Raw genomic sequence first — 15,864 nt, forward strand, 5'->3', positions numbered from 1 at the left:
GGTGTTTGTGAACATCGAACTTTCGGTTCGTTTCGTCTTCACACACCGCAATCTGATGCTCTTTCGAGTAGTCAAATTGCTTGGGTGTTATATGGTCAAGCCTCACGGGCAATTAGTATTGGTTAGCTCAACGCCTCACAGCGCTTACACACCCAACCTATCAACGTCGTAGTCTTCGACGGCCCTTCAGGGAACTCAAGGTTCCAGTGAGATCTCATCTTGAGGCAAGTTTCCCGCTTAGATGCTTTCAGCGGTTATCTTTCCCGAACATAGCTACCCGGCAATGCCACTGGCGTGACAACCGGAACACCAGAGGTTCGTCCACTCCGGTCCTCTCGTACTAGGAGCAGCCCCTCTCAAATCTCAAACGTCCACGGCAGATAGGGACCGAACTGTCTCACGACGTTCTAAACCCAGCTCGCGTACCACTTTAAATGGCGAACAGCCATACCCTTGGGACCGGCTTCAGCCCCAGGATGTGATGAGCCGACATCGAGGTGCCAAACACCGCCGTCGATATGAACTCTTGGGCGGTATCAGCCTGTTATCCCCGGAGTACCTTTTATCCGTTGAGCGATGGCCCTTCCATACAGAACCACCGGATCACTAAGACCTACTTTCGTACCTGCTCGACGTGTCTGTCTCGCAGTCAAGCGCGCTTTTGCCTTTATACTCTACGACCGATTTCCGACCGGTCTGAGCGCACCTTCGTACTCCTCCGTTACTCTTTAGGAGGAGACCGCCCCAGTCAAACTACCCACCATACACTGTCCTCGATCCGGATAACGGACCTGAGTTAGAACCTCAAAGTTGCCAGGGTGGTATTTCAAGGTTGGCTCCACGCGAACTGGCGTCCACGCTTCAAAGCCTCCCACCTATCCTACACAAGCAAATTCAAAGTCCAGTGCAAAGCTATAGTAAAGGTTCACGGGGTCTTTCCGTCTAGCCGCGGATACACTGCATCTTCACAGCGATTTCAATTTCACTGAGTCTCGGGTGGAGACAGCGCCGCCATCGTTACGCCATTCGTGCAGGTCGGAACTTACCCGACAAGGAATTTCGCTACCTTAGGACCGTTATAGTTACGGCCGCCGTTTACCGGGGCTTCGATCAAGAGCTTCGCGTTAGCTAACCCCATCAATTAACCTTCCGGCACCGGGCAGGCGTCACACCCTATACGTCCACTTTCGTGTTTGCAGAGTGCTGTGTTTTTAATAAACAGTCGCAGCGGCCTGGTATCTTCGACCGGCATGAGCTTACGGAGCAAGTCCTTCACCCTCACCGGCGCACCTTCTCCCGAAGTTACGGTGCCATTTTGCCTAGTTCCTTCACCCGAGTTCTCTCAAGCGCCTTGGTATTCTCTACCCAACCACCTGTGTCGGTTTGGGGTACGGTTCCTGGTTACCTGAAGCTTAGAAGCTTTTCTTGGAAGCATGGCATCAACCACTTCGTCATCTAAAAGATAACTCGTCATCAGCTCTCGGCCTTAGAATCCCGGATTTACCTAAGATTCCAGCCTACCACCTTAAACTTGGACAACCAACGCCAAGCTGGCCTAGCCTTCTCCGTCCCTCCATCGCAATAACCAGAAGTACAGGAATATTAACCTGTTTTCCATCGACTACGCTTTTCAGCCTCGCCTTAGGGACCGACTAACCCTGCGTCGATTAACGTTGCGCAGGAAACCTTGGTCTTTCGGCGTGGGTGTTTTTCACACCCATTGTCGTTACTCATGTCAGCATTCGCACTTCTGATACCTCCAGCAAGCTTCTCAACTCACCTTCACAGGCTTACAGAACGCTCCTCTACCGCATCATCCTAAGATGATACCCGTAGCTTCGGTGTATGGTTTGAGCCCCGTTACATCTTCCGCGCAGGCCGACTCGACTAGTGAGCTATTACGCTTTCTTTAAAGGGTGGCTGCTTCTAAGCCAACCTCCTAGCTGTCTAAGCCTTCCCACATCGTTTCCCACTTAACCATAACTTTGGGACCTTAGCTGACGGTCTGGGTTGTTTCCCTTTTCACGACGGACGTTAGCACCCGCCGTGTGTCTCCCATGCTCGGCACTTGTAGGTATTCGGAGTTTGCATCGGTTTGGTAAGTCGGGATGACCCCCTAGCCGAAACAGTGCTCTACCCCCTACAGTGATACATGAGGCGCTACCTAAATAGCTTTCGAGGAGAACCAGCTATCTCCGAGCTTGATTAGCCTTTCACTCCGATCCACAGGTCATCCGCTAACTTTTCAACGGTAGTCGGTTCGGTCCTCCAGTTAGTGTTACCCAACCTTCAACCTGCCCATGGATAGATCGCCCGGTTTCGGGTCTATTCCCAGCGACTAGACGCCCTATTAAGACTCGCTTTCGCTACGCCTCCCCTATTCGGTTAAGCTCGCCACTGAAAATAAGTCGCTGACCCATTATACAAAAGGTACGCAGTCACAGAACAAAGTCTGCTCCCACTGCTTGTACGCATACGGTTTCAGGATCTATTTCACTCCCCTCTCCGGGGTTCTTTTCGCCTTTCCCTCACGGTACTAGTTCACTATCGGTCAGTCAGTAGTATTTAGCCTTGGAGGATGGTCCCCCCATATTCAGACAAAGTTTCTCGTGCTCCGTCCTACTCGATTTCATGACTAAGAGATTTTCGCGTACAGGGCTATCACCCACTATGGCCGCACTTTCCAGAGCGTTCCGCTAATCTCAAAGCCACTTAAGGGCTAGTCCCCGTTCGCTCGCCACTACTAAGGGAATCTCGGTTGATTTCTTTTCCTCAGGGTACTTAGATGTTTCAGTTCCCCTGGTTCGCCTCTTGCACCTATGTATTCAGTACAAGATAACCATCTTATGATGGCTGGGTTCCCCCATTCAGACATCTCCGGATCAAAGTCTGTTTGCCGACTCCCCGAAGCTTTTCGCAGGCTACCACGTCTTTCATCGCCTCTGACTGCCAAGGCATCCACCGTATGCGCTTCTTCACTTGACCATATAACCCCAAGCAATCTGGTTATACTGTGAAGACGACATTCGCCGAAAATTCGATAATACTCAATTCAGAGTAACTCACAAATTTTACCTTAGCCTGATCCGTTACCAGTGAAAGTAACGTTCAGTCTATCTTTCTATCACATACCCAAATTTTTAAAGAACGATCTAATCAAAAGACTAGAAATCAATATTCAGCGCGAATATTCATTTCTAAACTCTCAAACTTACGAAGCAGTTTATGGTGGAGCCAAGCGGGATCGAACCGCTGACCTCCTGCGTGCAAGGCAGGCGCTCTCCCAGCTGAGCTATGGCCCCATAACAAAATTGGTGGGTCTGGGCAGATTCGAACTGCCGACCTCACCCTTATCAGGGGTGCGCTCTAACCAACTGAGCTACAGACCCAATTTCGAGCTTGTAACTGTTAGCTCAGAGCTATCAGCTTGGAGCTTAAAGCTGCTTCTATCGTCTTCTTCAATGAATCAAGCAATTCGTGTGGGAGCTCATGGAGCAGCTGATGTCGTCGATTAAGGAGGTGATCCAGCCGCAGGTTCCCCTACGGCTACCTTGTTACGACTTCACCCCAGTCATGAATCACACCGTGGTAACCGTCCTCCCGAAGGTTAGACTAGCTACTTCTGGTGCAACCCACTCCCATGGTGTGACGGGCGGTGTGTACAAGGCCCGGGAACGTATTCACCGTGACATTCTGATTCACGATTACTAGCGATTCCGACTTCACGCAGTCGAGTTGCAGACTGCGATCCGGACTACGATCGGTTTTATGGGATTAGCTCCACCTCGCGGCTTGGCAACCCTTTGTACCGACCATTGTAGCACGTGTGTAGCCCAGGCCGTAAGGGCCATGATGACTTGACGTCATCCCCACCTTCCTCCGGTTTGTCACCGGCAGTCTCCTTAGAGTGCCCACCATTACGTGCTGGTAACTAAGGACAAGGGTTGCGCTCGTTACGGGACTTAACCCAACATCTCACGACACGAGCTGACGACAGCCATGCAGCACCTGTCTCAATGTTCCCGAAGGCACCAATCCATCTCTGGAAAGTTCATTGGATGTCAAGGCCTGGTAAGGTTCTTCGCGTTGCTTCGAATTAAACCACATGCTCCACCGCTTGTGCGGGCCCCCGTCAATTCATTTGAGTTTTAACCTTGCGGCCGTACTCCCCAGGCGGTCAACTTAATGCGTTAGCTGCGCCACTAAGAGCTCAAGGCTCCCAACGGCTAGTTGACATCGTTTACGGCGTGGACTACCAGGGTATCTAATCCTGTTTGCTCCCCACGCTTTCGCACCTCAGTGTCAGTATCAGTCCAGGTGGTCGCCTTCGCCACTGGTGTTCCTTCCTATATCTACGCATTTCACCGCTACACAGGAAATTCCACCACCCTCTACCATACTCTAGCTTGTCAGTTTTGAATGCAGTTCCCAGGTTGAGCCCGGGGATTTCACATCCAACTTAACAAACCACCTACGCGCGCTTTACGCCCAGTAATTCCGATTAACGCTTGCACCCTCTGTATTACCGCGGCTGCTGGCACAGAGTTAGCCGGTGCTTATTCTGTCGGTAACGTCAAAACACTAACGTATTAGGTTAATGCCCTTCCTCCCAACTTAAAGTGCTTTACAATCCGAAGACCTTCTTCACACACGCGGCATGGCTGGATCAGGCTTTCGCCCATTGTCCAATATTCCCCACTGCTGCCTCCCGTAGGAGTCTGGACCGTGTCTCAGTTCCAGTGTGACTGATCATCCTCTCAGACCAGTTACGGATCGTCGCCTTGGTGAGCCATTACCTCACCAACTAGCTAATCCGACCTAGGCTCATCTGATAGCGCAAGGCCCGAAGGTCCCCTGCTTTCTCCCGTAGGACGTATGCGGTATTAGCGTTCCTTTCGAAACGTTGTCCCCCACTACCAGGCAGATTCCTAGGCATTACTCACCCGTCCGCCGCTGAATTCAGGAGCAAGCTCCTGTCATCCGCTCGACTTGCATGTGTTAGGCCTGCCGCCAGCGTTCAATCTGAGCCATGATCAAACTCTTCAGTTCAAACATCTTTGGGTTTTTAAGAAACCCTAAACTTGGCTCAGCAATCGTTGGTTACATCTTTGATTTCTCGCGGAGTAACTTGTGATGCTGATAATCTTGTTGACTATCAGTCTGACTCCACAAGCACCCACACGAATTGCTTGATTCAGTTGTTAAAGAGCGGCTGGTTAAGATCTTTCATCTCAACCGAGGCGCGCATTCTACAGCAGCCTCATTTGCTGTCAAGTGATTATTTTCAGAAGTTTTCGAAGAATTCTTCAACAACTTCAACCACTTGCGCTTCCGATCTCTCGTTAGCGGGAGGCGAATTCTACAGCGTTACTCGCTGTTGTCAACACCTCTTTTTCTCCGCTTTCGACCGAGAAGATCGAACCGTTAAAAGAGCCAAACATCACCGCTCTTTCAACTCCTTCCAGGCTTCGATGAACTGAAGCGACCCACTCTCGAAACCTACTTAACTCATTGAATCTCAAGGAGTTTTCCGTTTCGACTGCGCCGGAAGTGGGGCGAATTATAGACGTCTGGAATCTGCCGTCAACCGTTAATTTCACTTTTGTTGCAGAACCTGCTTTTTAGCCAGTAAACGCGGGATTCGACGAGCAACAGGAGGGACACGCAGCAATAGAAGCAGAACACCTATAAAAGCATAAATTGCCCATTCCTTGAGATCAGCGCGCACGATCCACAACATATGCAGCAATCCCAGCCCAAGAATCACGTATACCATCCGATGCAGCTTCTTCCAGCGAGCACCTAAACGGCGCTGACTGTAGCGATTTGAGGTTACCGCTAACGCCGACAATCCGAGGAAACCCAACGCACCGACAATAATGTATGGCCGCTTGCGCAACTCGACACCCAGTTGAGACCAGTCGAAACCCAGGATAAAAGCCATATAGCTGCATAGGTGCAAAACCACATAGGCAAAACACCAAAGGCCTAACTGCCGCCGAACAGCAATCCACCCCGCCCAACCGGTCAGTTTTTGCAAAGGCGTCATGCTCAAGGTGATCAACAGCAGCACCAACGTGCCAAGGCCCAACCTGTCAACCAACACCTTGCCAGGATCCGGCCCAAGCAGATCCGCGAAAGCCTGATAGAACCACAGCAATGGCCAAATCGCTGCAGCAATGAAAACACTCACCCGCCAGACCGGATATCGCATCAGTAGTTCTTCCGCAGATCGAGCCCTGTATATAAAGAAGCGACTTCTTCCGAATAGCCGTTGAACATCTGGGTATCGCGCACATTCGGCTTGAACAGACTGTTCGGTAGCCTGCGCTCGCGCGCTTGCGTCCAGCGCGGATGATCGACAGTCGGATTCACATTTGCATAGAAGCCGTATTCGTCCGCCGCAATACTTTGCCAGGTCGTTTTCGGTTGCTCACTGACAAGACTGATACGCACGATGGATTTGACACTCTTGAAGCCATACTTCCATGGCACCACCAGCCGCAGAGGAGCTCCGTTCTGATTCGGCAATTCGCGGCCATACATGCCCACCGCCAGAATCGCCAATGGATTCATCGCCTCATCCAGACGCAAGCCTTCTACATAAGGCCACTCGATCAAGGCAAAGCCTGATCGCTGCCCGGGCATGCTTTTAGGATCCTGAAGGGTCTCAAAGCGAATGTACTTGGCCTTGGAAGTCGGCTCGACCTGTTTGAGCAGCGCCGCGATGGGAAACCCGATCCACGGAATGACCATCGACCAGGCCTCGACACAGCGCAGACGATAGATACGCTCCTCCAACTGGTACGGTTTCATGAAGTCTTCCAGCGCATAACGCCCCGGCTTACCCACCTCCCCGTCCACCACTACACTCCACGGTTCGGTTTTCAACGAACCGGCATTAGCGGCCGGATCGCCCTTGTCGGTGCCGAACTCATAGAAGTTGTTGTAGTGAGTCGCGTCCTTATAAGGCGTGATCGCCTCATCCTTGACGTTTACCGCCCCCCATTGAGTAGAGGGGAGTTTTTCGGCAAACCAGGCGGGCGCCTTGCCAGGTTCGACATCGGCATATCGCGCCACATCGTCAGCATTGGCCCACCGCGGAAGACTGCTCACGGCGATGCCGGCCGCGGTGGCTCCGAGCAGCTGGCGGCGAGACAGATAGATAGATTCAGACGTGACGTCCGACTCATGGCAGTCAGACGCTTTAGGAATTTTGATGAGCATGGCAACTCCGCAGCTTTGGAGGACAGATGCACCCATAGACTGCGGAGTATGCTGGAAATTACATCACTCGGCGTTTTTGTGACGACGAAGATGCAATAGATACTGAATTGGGCCGGAAGCCGCATAAGCGAGGAATACCAGCAGCAGAATGCGCGGTGGATCGCTGAACACGACAGCGAACACCAGCACTACCGCGAGGATTGCCACGAAAGGCACGCGACCTTTCAAATCCAGCTCCTTGAAGCTGTTGTACTTGATGTTGCTGACCATCAGCATGCCGGCAGCCGCCACCATCAGTGCAACCAGAAACGACATCTTCGAACCCTGGATGCCGTAATCGCTGAACGCCCAGACAATACCCGCCACCACGCCGGCAGCTGCCGGACTGGCCAGCCCGATGAAGTAGCGCTTGTCCGCTGTCCCCACCTGAGTGTTGAAACGCGCCAAACGCAACGCCGCGCCCGCTACATAGATGAAGGCAACCATCCAGCCGACCTTGCCCATGTCACCCAGCGCCCAGCCGAAGGCCAGTAATGCAGGGGCAACACCGAAGGCGACCATGTCGGACAGCGAGTCATACTCGGCGCCGAAGGCACTTTGCGTGTTGGTCATGCGCGCGACACGACCGTCGAGACCGTCGAGCACCATCGCGACAAAAATCGCGATTGCGGCGAACGCGAAATACTTGCTCGCATTGACGGAATCACCAGCGCTCAACGCCGCCTGCGCGCTCATCGAGTTGATGATGGAGTAAAACCCGGCAAACAGGTTCGCAGTGGTGAATAGATTCGGCAGCAGATAGATACCACGATGCCGGACTTTACGGCCTTCTGCGTCATGCCCTTCTTCGATGTGCTCATCGATGGGCAGCAGGCTTTCGGCGTCTGAAGCCTTGTTCGGCTCTTCGGGACGTTCGCTCATGGACATTACCTTGCAACGGTTTGGAAAAATTCGACAGGTGCCTGTGGACGACAGTTCGGCCACAAACGATGCAGCTTTATACCAGAACCATCGACCCAAACGAAAAAACGCGGCCGAGGCCGCGTTTTTCGTACAAGGGACGACGACTTAGTTTTTGGCTTTGTCGACGATCTTGTTGGCACCGATCCACGGCATCATGGAGCGCAGTTGCTCGCCGATGATTTCGATACCGTGAGCGGCGTTGTTACGACGCTTGGCGGTCATCGAAGGGTAGCCGGTTGCGCCTTCGCTGATGAACATTTTGGCGTATTCGCCGTCCTGAATACGTTTCAGGGCGTTGCGCATGGCCTGACGGGACTCGGCGTTGATCACTTCCGGGCCGGTCACGTACTCGCCGTATTCGGCGTTGTTGGAGATCGAGTAGTTCATGTTGGCGATACCGCCTTCGTACATGAGGTCAACGATCAGCTTCAGTTCGTGCAGGCACTCGAAGTAGGCCATTTCCGGCGCGTAGCCAGCTTCAACCAGAGTTTCGAAACCGGCTTTTACCAGCTCAACGGTACCGCCACACAGAACGGCTTGCTCGCCGAACAGGTCGGTTTCAGTCTCGTCCTTGAAGGTGGTTTCGATGATGCCGGTACGACCGCCACCAACGCCGGCAGCGTAGGACAGTGCAACGTTTTTGGCGTTGCCGGAAGCGTCCTGGTAGATCGCGATCAGGTCAGGAATACCGCCGCCTTTCACGAACTCGGAACGTACGGTGTGGCCCGGTGCTTTCGGCGCGATCATGATCACGTCGAGGTCGGCACGCGGAATAACCTGGTTGTAGTGGATCGCGAAGCCGTGGGAGAAGGCCAGGGTGGCGCCTTTCTTGATGTTTGGCTCGATTTCGTTCTTGTACAGAGCAGACTGGAACTCGTCCGGGGTCAGGATCATGACCAGGTCGGCAGCAGCAACAGCGGAAGCAACGTCGGTCACTTTCAGGCCGTGAGCTTCAGCTTTGGCAACGGTGGCCGAACCTTTACGCAGACCAACGGTGACGTCGACGCCGGAGTCTTTCAGGTTGCACGCCTGGGCGTGGCCCTGGGAACCGTAACCGATGATGGCAACTTTCTTGCCCTGGATGATCGACAGGTCGCAGTCTTTTTCGTAATAAACTTTCATGAAATTCCCCTATATCCAGGCCGTTAAGGCCATTCGCTAATTTGGTTTAGATGCTGAGTACTTTGTCGCCGCGGGCAATACCGGTCACGCCACTACGGACGGTTTCCAGAATCGATGCGGTGCCGATGGACTGAATGAAGCTGTCGAGCTTGTCGCTGGTACCGGTCAATTGAACGGTATACACGCTGGCGCTGACATCGACGATCTGTCCACGGTAAATATCGGTGGTGCGTTTGATCTCGGCGCGCTGGGCGCCAGTGGCCTTGACCTTGACCAGCATCAGTTCGCGCTCGATGTGAGCACTTTCCGAAAGGTCCACCAGCTTGACCACTTCGATCAGCTTGTTCAGGTTTTTGGTGATCTGCTCGATGACTTCATCATGCCCCACAGTGGTCAGCGTCAGACGCGACAGGGTCGGGTCTTCGGTCGGGGCCACGGTCAGGCTTTCGATGTTGTAGTTGCGCTGCGAGAACAGGCCGACTACGCGAGACAAAGCGCCGGGTTCGTTTTCCAGAAGCAAGGAAATAATGTGCCGCATGATTAAGTACGCTCCGTCTTGCTCAGCCACATATCGCGCATGGAGCCGTCTTTGATCTGCATCGGGTAGACGTGCTCGCTGGTATCAACCGAAACATCGATGATCACCAGACGATCTTTCATGGCGAACGCTTCTGCCATCTTCGACTTCAAATCTTTCGATTCGGTGATGCGTACGCCGACGTGGCCATAAGCTTCAGCCAACTTGACGAAGTCAGGCAGCGATTCCATGTAGGAGTGCGAGTGACGGCTGCCATAGCTCATGTCCTGCCACTGACGAACCATCCCCAGAACGCCGTTGTTCAGGATGACGATTTTCACTGGCAAGCCATATTGCAGGCAGGTCGACAGTTCCTGGATGTTCATCTGGATACTGCCTTCGCCGGTGACGCAGGCAACGTCGTCGTCCGGGAAGCTCAACTTGATGCCCATGGCTGCGGGGAAACCGAAGCCCATGGTGCCCAGGCCACCGGAGTTGATCCAGCGGTTAGGCTTGTTGAACGTGTAGTACTGCGCAGCGAACATCTGGTGCTGACCCACGTCGGAGGTGATATAGGCATCGCCCTTGGTCACTTCGCACAGGGTTTCGATAACGGTCTGCGGCTTGATTTTGCTGCCGTCGCCCTTGTCGTAAGGGAACAGGCCGCGATCACCGCGCCATTCATCAACCTGCTTCCACCAACTGGCCACGGACTCCTTGTTCGGGGTCTCGCCGATTTCCTTGAGGATCGCGACCATTTCGGTCAGGACGCTTTCCACCGGACCAACGATAGGCACGTCGGCCTTGATGGTCTTGGAAATCGAAGCCGGGTCGATGTCGATGTGAATGATCTTGGCGTTTGGGCAGAACTTCGCCGGGCCGTTGATCACTCGGTCATCGAAACGTGCGCCAACCGCCAGGATCACGTCGGCATGGTGCATCGCAAGGTTAGCGGTGTAGCTGCCGTGCATACCGAGCATGCCGATGAACTGACGATCAGTGCCAGGGAAACCGCCCAGGCCCATCAACGTGTTGGTCACCGGCAGGTTGAGCATTTTCGCCAGTTCGGTCAGCGGAGCGGAACCGTTGCCCAAAATGACGCCGCCGCCGGAGTACAGCACTGGGCGCTTGGCTGCCAGGAGCATTTCTGCTGCCTTGCGGATTTGCCCGGAGTGCCCACGAACGGCCGGGCTGTAGGAACGCAGCTTGGCTTTCTTGGGGAAGATGTATTCGAACTTTTCGGCCGGGTTGGTCATGTCTTTCGGGATATCGACCACGACCGGGCCAGGACGACCGGATTGCGCCAGGTAGAACGCTTTCTTCATGACTTCCGGGATTTCCGAGGCGTGCTTAATCATGAAGCTGTGCTTCACGATCGGCCGGGAGATACCGATCATGTCGGTTTCCTGGAACGCATCGGTGCCGACCATGGTGCTTGGCACCTGACCGGAAATGATCACCATTGGAATCGAGTCCATATAGGCTGTGGCAATACCGGTGATGGCGTTTGTGGCGCCTGGACCGGAAGTCACCAATACCACGCCGGCTTTACCGGTGGCACGGGCGTAGCCGTCAGCCATATGGGTTGCCGCTTGTTCGTGACGAACCAGGATGTGAGTCACTTCCGGTTCTTTGAACAGGGCATCGTAAACATGCAGGAGAGCACCGCCCGGGTACCCGTAGATATATTTGACGCCTTCGTCACGCAAGAAGCGGACGAGCATCTCACCGCCAGATAAAAGCTCCACGTTGTTCACCTCTAAAACGCCAGAATACCGCCCACGAAAATGGGACGGGTCTTAATAGGTTTACTTCTCGGCAGAGCATGAGCGACGGTGGTCGCCGACTACGTCAGCACTGACTGAGCAAGTATTGGGATCGTCCCAAGTGTTGCGGGCCTTTCCCACCCAGCGCGAGGTAACGCGTTGCGGGTGTAACAGGTCGGCGCGGGTATGCGCCTCATGATCTACCGAGTGGGTCTGCTTCTGGCAGTCCCTCTACAGCGGACTTTGGATTCTTCTGTTTCGTCCTCTCCAAGTCAAGCCGTCTCTGTAGTTAATTGTGGGTAAGCACATGAGAACGCAAGAAAAAACCTGAAAACAGCTACTCTGTTAGCGTCAATTGCGCAATTTTGCCAAGGAATCAGCATGCGAATGCTTCTGTTAACCCTGCTGATCGGCCTCAGCCCATGGTGCACAGCCGCTCAGATTTACAAATGGGTCGATGCCCAAGGTGTTACGCACTTCGATGCGCAACCTCCGCCAGGCCAACCATCCACCACGGTACACATGCCCTCCTCGGCCCCGGCAAAACCCGCAGCCATGCCAGGCAGCGGTGTGCTGGGCGATCAGAAAGCCATCGACGACAAGGTCAAGAAACAGGTCGACGACCAACAAGCGCAGCTCAAGGCATTTTGTGAGCAGGCACGGACGAATCTTGCGCAATTGCAGAACAATCCGCGTTTGCGAGAGGACGTGGGGGGAGAATTGCGGCGGCTGGATGATGCACAACGGCAGGAGCGCATTGTCGAAGCGCAGAAACAGATCAGAGAGAACTGCCAGTAAAGCCTGGCAGTTTTCGGTTCAGCGGGAAGCGGTGATCAGCAGGTCAAACTCTTTAAGGAGTAGCTGCAGCTGTCGATCCTTGCCCTGCAGATTGCGCTGGGCGAAGACCATTTCCGCCATTTCCTGAATGCCCGAGGCGTTCGGCAGCGGCAGATCCTGTTCAAGGATCATCTTCATGCGTGGCAGGAAGATCCATTGCAGCCACTGCTCGAACTCGAGTGTGTCGACCGAAAACGGCTCGACACTGCTCAAGGCTTCGGCCGACGGCGAGACCTCATCCCACCAACCCTGGGTACGCAGCTCACGCTCGATCAGCAATAACTGATCGGCGATTTTCGGGAAGCGCGCATCCATCACAGCGTTACCTTGGCCTTTTGACGGGCCTGAGCAGCGCCGGCGGAGTCACCTTGTTTCTCACGGGACTGAGCGATGATTTCCCACAGGTTGGCCTGCAAGTCCGGACGGCCGCCGGCCATGGTCAACGCACGACGGGCGAATTGCTCGGCCTGTGGCGCATCGCCTTGGGCCATGCGCACCTGAGCCAGACGATAGAGCACTTGCGGCTCACGCGGGGCGACACGTTGCGCGCGCTCAAGGCTCGACGACGCACCGTTGAGGTCGCCACCGGCCTGTTGCTGTTGAGCAGTCGTCAACAAGGCGAGCACCGGACCATCCAGTTGCTCGTCCGCCGACAAACCACCGCTACTGCTGGCCGAAGGAATGCCGCTCGGTGTCGAGGGCATGCTGTAGCTGCCGGAGTTGATCGGTGCCGACTCGACTGGCGACGGGTTATATGGCCCCGGCGTAATACCGCCGGATGCCGGGCCCGGCACAATTGGCGCCGCGCTGATCGGTGCCGACGTTGTCGCGCCACCGCCCGGCACCATCACTACGACGCCGGTATCGCCTTGCGGGATGGCTTGAGGCTGGCCCTGCACAGGACGCTTGACCGTCGTCTGACGGAAACCGCCATTGGCGGAAATGCGCTCGCTGTTGGACACGGCTGTGCCCGAATCCACTACAGGGATCGAACCACGCTGAACGGTAGAGCAGCCGCTGAGCAAAGCCACGGCGGTCACCGCTGGAATCAACCACTTGTTCACTTGAAACCCTCTTTGCTTAATTCATCCAGCCCTTGACCCAATCCATCACCGACTCGCCAGATGCAGGCGTTTCGCTTGCACACGCAGCGCCGGGTGGTGGTTCGCTGCCGCGAATATACGGCATCTGCACCGCACCCGGGCAGTTGGCGTCAGAACCTTGCCCGGTACGCGAATCAACCCATGCCTGCACGACGTTGTCAGGCTGCGGCATGTCCAGCGGCAGCGGATCGGCCTTGCGCATGAAACTGCTCCAGACCTGCAACGCACCGGTCGCGCCGGTGAACGGCGTCTTGCCGTTGTCATCACGGCCCAGCCAGACCACTGCCAGCAAGTCCTGACTGAAACCTGCGAACCAGCTATCGCGCGAATCGTTACTGGTGCCGGTCTTGCCGGCCAGCGTCAGAGTCTTTGGCAACACGTTATAAACCGAGCTGCCGGTACCTTCGCGCATCACCCGCTGCATGGCGTTCTGGATCAGATAGATCGAGGCCGGATCAAACCGCTGCTCGATCTGGAACGGATAGCGCTTGAGCGGCTCCCCTTCGGCGGTCAGTACGCTGCGAATGCCGCGCATCGGCGTATTGAAACCACCGTTGGCCAGCGTCTGGTACATGGTCGCCACTTCCATCGGCGTCATCGCGCCCGCGCCCAGCAACATCGACGGGAACGCCGGGAACTCACGGGTCACCCCCAGACGGGCCAGCGTCTTGAGGACATTCGGCACGCCCACTTCCAGACCCAGGCGCGAGGTCGACAGGTTGTAGGAATGCGCCAGCCCCTGATACAGGAACACGGTGCCGTGGGAACGACGATCGTAATTCTGCGGCTTCCAGACTTGACCGTTCGCGCCTTTGACCGACAACGGATCATCCGACAGCCAACTGGTCAGCGTGTACTGGCTCGGTTTCTCCAGCGCAGTCAGATAAACCGCCGGTTTGATCAACGAGCCGATTGGCCGCACGGCGTCCAGTGCCCGGTTGAAACCGGCATAACTGGCCTGGCGGCTGCCGATCATGGCCTGGACTTCGCCGGTCTCAGGATTGGTCACGACCATCGCCGCTTCCACATCATCGGAGCCCTTGCGACCGGACAGACGCTTGAAGGTGTCGTTGACCGACGCCTCGGCTTTCATCTGCAGGATCGGGTCGAAACTGGTGAAGATCCGCAGGCCTTCTTCAGTCAAGTCTTCGTCGCGATAGTCTTCACGCAGCTGACGTTTGACCAGGTCGATAAAACCCGGGAAGGAGCTATCGGCCAGTTTGCCGCGAGTGGTGACACCCAGAGGCATATTCTTCGCGGCGGCCACTTGCTCGGCAGTCGCTACGCCTTGCTGCTCGAGCACGTCGAGCACCAGATTACGACGTTCCAGTGCACGTTCCGGATTGCGGCGCGGATTGTAATAGGACGGGCCTTTGACCATGCCGACCAGCATCGCGACCTGATGCAGTTTGAGCTCGGACAATGGCTGACCGAAGAAGAACTGACTGGCCAGACCAAAACCGTGCACGGCGCGCTGACCGTCCTGACCGACAAAGACTTCGTTGAGGTACGCCTCAAGGATTTCCTTCTTGTCGTAATGCAGTTCCAGCAACATCGCCATCATTGCTTCGGTGAGCTTGCGGCTCAGGCTGCGTTCGTTGGTCAGGTAGAAGTTTTTCACCAACTGCTGGGTCAGCGTACTGCCACCCTGAGTCATCTTGCCGCCAGAGGTGTTGACCCAGATCGCCCGGGCAATCGACTTCGGCGACACGCCCCAGTGGCTGTAGAAATCCCGGTCTTCGACGGCGACCAGGGTTTCCAGCAGATACGGCGGCACCTGATCCAGTTTGATCAGGATGCGGTCTTCGAGGTTCTTCGGATAAATCCCGCCGATCAGAACCGGCTCCAGACGTACCACGGACAGTTTCGAACCGTTGGTCGCCGACAACTCGGCCACGTAATCGCCCGAGAAGCGCACGCGCACGGGTTGCGCCTTCTCAAGGCCTTCATAGAACTGGAAGCCACGGGTATTCAGGTCAACGGTGTTTCCGGAGACTGCGGCAGCGCCGGGGCCATTGCTCACGGCTTCGCGGCGATAGCCGAGTGCGTCGAGTTCGGTGAGGAAATCTTCCTTGCTGAGTTTCTGTCCGACGAACAGCTCAAGCGGGCGCGCGTATACCTTGGCCGGGATGGTCCAGCGCTTGCCGGAGAACTTCTCCTGCACCACGGCATCGAGGTAAACGGCGAAGCCGGCCAGCACTACAAGGCCGACCAGACTGAGTTTAATGGCCCAGCCCATCCATGGGCGCAGGCCCTTGGAAGGTGGTTTTTTCTTGGTACGGGGAGATCGAGTTCGAGTCATGGCGGCGGATTATACGCACTTTATTCA

At 55.2% G+C, this 15,864-nt stretch carries 10 protein-coding genes, 2 tRNA genes and 2 rRNA genes; 1 reads left to right on the plus strand and 13 read right to left on the minus strand.

What is annotated here, in order from left to right:
* Window positions 1–91: 91 nt before the first annotated feature.
* The 10 genes from AB4P97_RS18865 to AB4P97_RS18910 form a co-directional block, all read right to left on the minus strand.
* Window positions 92–2,985: ribosomal RNA gene (locus AB4P97_RS18865) — 23S ribosomal RNA — on the minus strand.
* A 241-nt stretch (window positions 2,986–3,226) separates the two neighbouring features.
* Window positions 3,227–3,302, minus strand: a tRNA-Ala gene (locus AB4P97_RS18870).
* 10 nt (window positions 3,303–3,312) lie between these two features.
* Window positions 3,313–3,389: transfer RNA gene (locus AB4P97_RS18875), tRNA-Ile, on the minus strand.
* Between the two features lie 123 nt (window positions 3,390–3,512).
* Window positions 3,513–5,049, minus strand: a 16S ribosomal RNA gene (locus AB4P97_RS18880).
* The 16S and 23S rRNA genes sit together here with 2 tRNA genes alongside, the layout of an rRNA operon.
* 547 nt (window positions 5,050–5,596) lie before the next feature.
* Window positions 5,597–6,214: a protein-methionine-sulfoxide reductase heme-binding subunit MsrQ gene (gene msrQ, locus AB4P97_RS18885; RefSeq protein ID WP_042561078.1), complete on the minus strand. Its 618-nt coding sequence runs from the start codon at window positions 6,212–6,214 to the stop codon at window positions 5,597–5,599.
* A complete protein-coding gene (msrP, locus tag AB4P97_RS18890) occupies window positions 6,214–7,227 on the minus strand; it encodes a protein-methionine-sulfoxide reductase catalytic subunit MsrP (RefSeq protein ID WP_042561079.1) in 1,014 nt (337 codons plus the stop codon). The genes msrQ and msrP overlap by 1 nt, the downstream gene beginning before the upstream one ends.
* A gap of 63 nt (window positions 7,228–7,290) precedes the next feature.
* On the minus strand, window positions 7,291–8,148 hold the full coding sequence (pssA, locus tag AB4P97_RS18895; RefSeq protein WP_042561080.1) for a CDP-diacylglycerol--serine O-phosphatidyltransferase: 858 nt from the start codon (window positions 8,146–8,148) through the stop codon (window positions 7,291–7,293).
* 147 nt (window positions 8,149–8,295) lie between these two features.
* Window positions 8,296–9,312 carry a ketol-acid reductoisomerase gene (gene ilvC, locus AB4P97_RS18900; RefSeq protein WP_042561081.1) on the minus strand — a complete coding sequence of 339 codons (1,017 nt, stop codon included), beginning with the start codon at window positions 9,310–9,312 and terminating at the stop codon, window positions 8,296–8,298.
* A 46-nt stretch (window positions 9,313–9,358) separates the two neighbouring features.
* On the minus strand, window positions 9,359–9,850 hold the full coding sequence (ilvN, locus tag AB4P97_RS18905; RefSeq protein ID WP_003176102.1) for an acetolactate synthase small subunit: 492 nt from the start codon (window positions 9,848–9,850) through the stop codon (window positions 9,359–9,361).
* A gap of 2 nt (window positions 9,851–9,852) precedes the next feature.
* On the minus strand, window positions 9,853–11,577 hold the full coding sequence (locus tag AB4P97_RS18910; protein ID WP_047303486.1) for an acetolactate synthase 3 large subunit: 1,725 nt from the start codon (window positions 11,575–11,577) through the stop codon (window positions 9,853–9,855).
* 399 nt (window positions 11,578–11,976) lie between these two features.
* Here AB4P97_RS18910 and AB4P97_RS18915 point away from each other — a divergent pair, with 399 nt between their 5' ends.
* Window positions 11,977–12,393 carry a DUF4124 domain-containing protein gene (locus AB4P97_RS18915; RefSeq protein ID WP_047303229.1) on the plus strand — a complete coding sequence of 139 codons (417 nt, stop codon included), beginning with the start codon at window positions 11,977–11,979 and terminating at the stop codon, window positions 12,391–12,393.
* 18 nt (window positions 12,394–12,411) lie between these two features.
* On the opposite strand, the gene AB4P97_RS18920 is transcribed toward AB4P97_RS18915, so the two are convergent.
* The 3 genes from AB4P97_RS18920 to mrcB are packed head-to-tail and all read right to left on the minus strand — an operon-like array spanning window position 12,412 to window position 15,837.
* Window positions 12,412–12,747 carry a YqcC family protein gene (locus AB4P97_RS18920; RefSeq protein WP_047303230.1) on the minus strand — a complete coding sequence of 112 codons (336 nt, stop codon included), beginning with the start codon at window positions 12,745–12,747 and terminating at the stop codon, window positions 12,412–12,414.
* Window positions 12,747–13,496 (minus strand): tetratricopeptide repeat protein, encoded by a 750-nt coding sequence (locus AB4P97_RS18925; protein WP_042561084.1) that lies wholly within the window; start codon window positions 13,494–13,496, stop codon window positions 12,747–12,749. The genes AB4P97_RS18920 and AB4P97_RS18925 overlap by 1 nt, the downstream gene beginning before the upstream one ends.
* A gap of 16 nt (window positions 13,497–13,512) precedes the next feature.
* Window positions 13,513–15,837, minus strand: coding sequence for a penicillin-binding protein 1B (mrcB, locus tag AB4P97_RS18930; protein WP_047303232.1), 2,325 nt, complete (start codon window positions 15,835–15,837; stop codon window positions 13,513–13,515).
* Window positions 15,838–15,864 lie beyond the last annotated feature (27 nt).

Source organism: Pseudomonas sp. A1230, from assembly GCF_044218825.1.
In the GTDB taxonomy this organism is placed as follows: domain Bacteria; phylum Pseudomonadota; class Gammaproteobacteria; order Pseudomonadales; family Pseudomonadaceae; genus Aquipseudomonas; species Aquipseudomonas iridis.